Genomic DNA, 2,500 nt, shown 5'->3' with positions numbered 1-2,500 from the left:
ATGACTAGCAAAATAGCTAGTCATTGCTATATGTGGTTGTTGCTGATTCATTGTGTCAAAATGGGTTAGAACCGTACTAAGAACGATTGTTGAGTCGACATTTACGATTCACTGTTCATATTCCACCCTCTTACTCCTTCTTCCTATGTAAAATGAGCTATTACCGTAATAGATCGATTGTTAAGATCACTTTGGGGAAAATTCATGCGAGATCTGATAGGAATCATGCCGGATTGATGATTATCGTGCGGGGAGTGAGTTTTTCATGCGAGGTTGTGATTTTTCATGCGACATTATAAATTATCATGCCGGGGTGTCGAATCTTCTTTACTCCGTCTTTACCAGTCCATTCATCTCTCACCCTATTCCCTACTTCATCAACAGGCAGACCCTCCGTTCCAAAACAGCTTCTCCTTCACTATGTTCTTCGAACAAAAACTAAAACAAAAAAGAGTAACTCCTAAGAGCTACTCTTTTCACATTTGCCTGGCGACGTCCTACTCTCACAGGGGGAGATCCCCCAACTACCATCGGCGCTGAAGAGCTTAACTTCCGTGTTCGGCATGGGAACGGGTGTGACCTCTTCGCCATTATCACCAGACGAATATTTAATTGAAGGATTGTTCCTTCAAAACTAGATAAAGAATTGATGTCAAGAAAGCCGAATATCGACCAATTGTTGCATCTACTATTGAAAGTAGAATGCAGTCCAGCTCCGGCGGCTAGAGACTCGAGGTCATTTCAGTTCAATCAGCTGAGGGTAAAAAGCACCCTCTTCTGATTGCCCAGAAATGCTTGTCGTCTCTGTTCAAGCCGCCTCCGCTTTATAGTGTGGTTAAGTCCTCGATCGATTAGTATCAGTCAACTCCACATGTCGCCATGCTTCCATCTCTGACCTATCTACCTAGTCATCTTCTAGGGATCTTACTCACATACGTGATGGGAAATCTCATCTCGAGGGGGGCTTCATGCTTAGATGCTTTCAGCACTTATCCCTTCCGCACATAGCTACCCAGCGATGCCTTTGGCAAGACAACTGGTACACCAGCGGTGCGTCCATCCCGGTCCTCTCGTACTAAGGACAGCTCCTCTCAAATTTCCTGCGCCCACGACGGATAGGGACCGAACTGTCTCACGACGTTCTGAACCCAGCTCGCGTACCGCTTTAATGGGCGAACAGCCCAACCCTTGGGACCGACTACAGCCCCAGGATGCGATGAGCCGACATCGAGGTGCCAAACCTCCCCGTCGATGTGGACTCTTGGGGGAGATAAGCCTGTTATCCCCGGGGTAGCTTTTATCCGTTGAGCGATGGCCCTTCCATGCGGAACCACCGGATCACTAAGCCCGACTTTCGTCCCTGCTCGACTTGTAGGTCTCGCAGTCAAGCTCCCTTGTGCCTTTACACTCTGCGAATGATTTCCAACCATTCTGAGGGAACCTTTGGGCGCCTCCGTTACTCTTTAGGAGGCGACCGCCCCAGTCAAACTGCCCACCTGACACTGTCTCCCACCCCGATAAGGGGCGCGGGTTAGAATTTCAATACAGCCAGGGTAGTATCCCACCGATGCCTCCACCGAAGCTGGCGCTCCGGTTTCCAAGGCTCCTACCTATCCTGTACAAGCTGTACCAAAATTCAATATCAGGCTACAGTAAAGCTCCACGGGGTCTTTCCGTCCTGTCGCGGGTAACCTGCATCTTCACAGGTACTATAATTTCACCGAGTCTCTCGTTGAGACAGTGCCCAGATCGTTACGCCTTTCGTGCGGGTCGGAACTTACCCGACAAGGAATTTCGCTACCTTAGGACCGTTATAGTTACGGCCGCCGTTTACTGGGGCTTCGATTCGCACCTTCGCTTGCGCTAAGCACTCCTCTTAACCTTCCAGCACCGGGCAGGCGTCAGCCCCTATACTTCGCCTTACGGCTTCGCAGAGACCTGTGTTTTTGCTAAACAGTCGCCTGGGCCTATTCACTGCGGCTCTCTCGGGCTTGCACCCTACCAGAGCACCCCTTCTCCCGAAGTTACGGGGTCATTTTGCCGAGTTCCTTAACGAGAGTTCTCTCGCTCACCTTAGGATTCTCTCCTCGCCTACCTGTGTCGGTTTGCGGTACGGGCACCTTTTTCCTCGCTAGAGGCTTTTCTTGGCAGTGTGGAATCAGGAACTTCGCTACTATAATTCGCTCGCTATCACAGCTCAGCCTTCACGATGATGGGATTTGCCTCATCATCAGCCTAACTGCTTAGACGCACATATCCAGCAGTGCGCTTACCCTATCCTCCTGCGTCCCCCCATTGCTCAAACGGAAAAGAGGTGGTACAGGAATATCAACCTGTTGTCCATCGTCTACGCCTATCGGCCTCGACTTAGGTCCCGACTAACCCTGAGCGGACGAGCCTTCCTCAGGAAACCTTAGGCATTCGGTGGATGGGATTCTCACCCATCTTTCGCTACTCATACCGGCATTCTCACTTCTAAGCACTCCACCAGTCCTTACGG

General features: G+C 50.4%; 2 rRNA genes (1 of these 2 only partly in view). Both read right to left on the bottom strand.

The features are described 5' to 3' along the window. Nucleotides 1-484 precede the first annotated feature (484 nt). Nucleotides 485-601 (bottom strand): 5S ribosomal RNA (gene rrf, locus ATG71_RS06650). Between the two features lie 230 nt (nt 602-831). After that, nucleotides 832-2,500: ribosomal RNA gene (locus ATG71_RS06645) — 23S ribosomal RNA — on the bottom strand (it continues 1,267 nt past the right edge of the window).

Origin of the sequence: Bacillus sp. es.034 (genome assembly GCF_002563655.1) — a bacterium.
Lineage (GTDB): Bacteria > Bacillota > Bacilli > Bacillales > Bacillaceae_B > Rossellomorea.
This window is presented reverse-complemented; position numbering and strand designations above follow the sequence as displayed.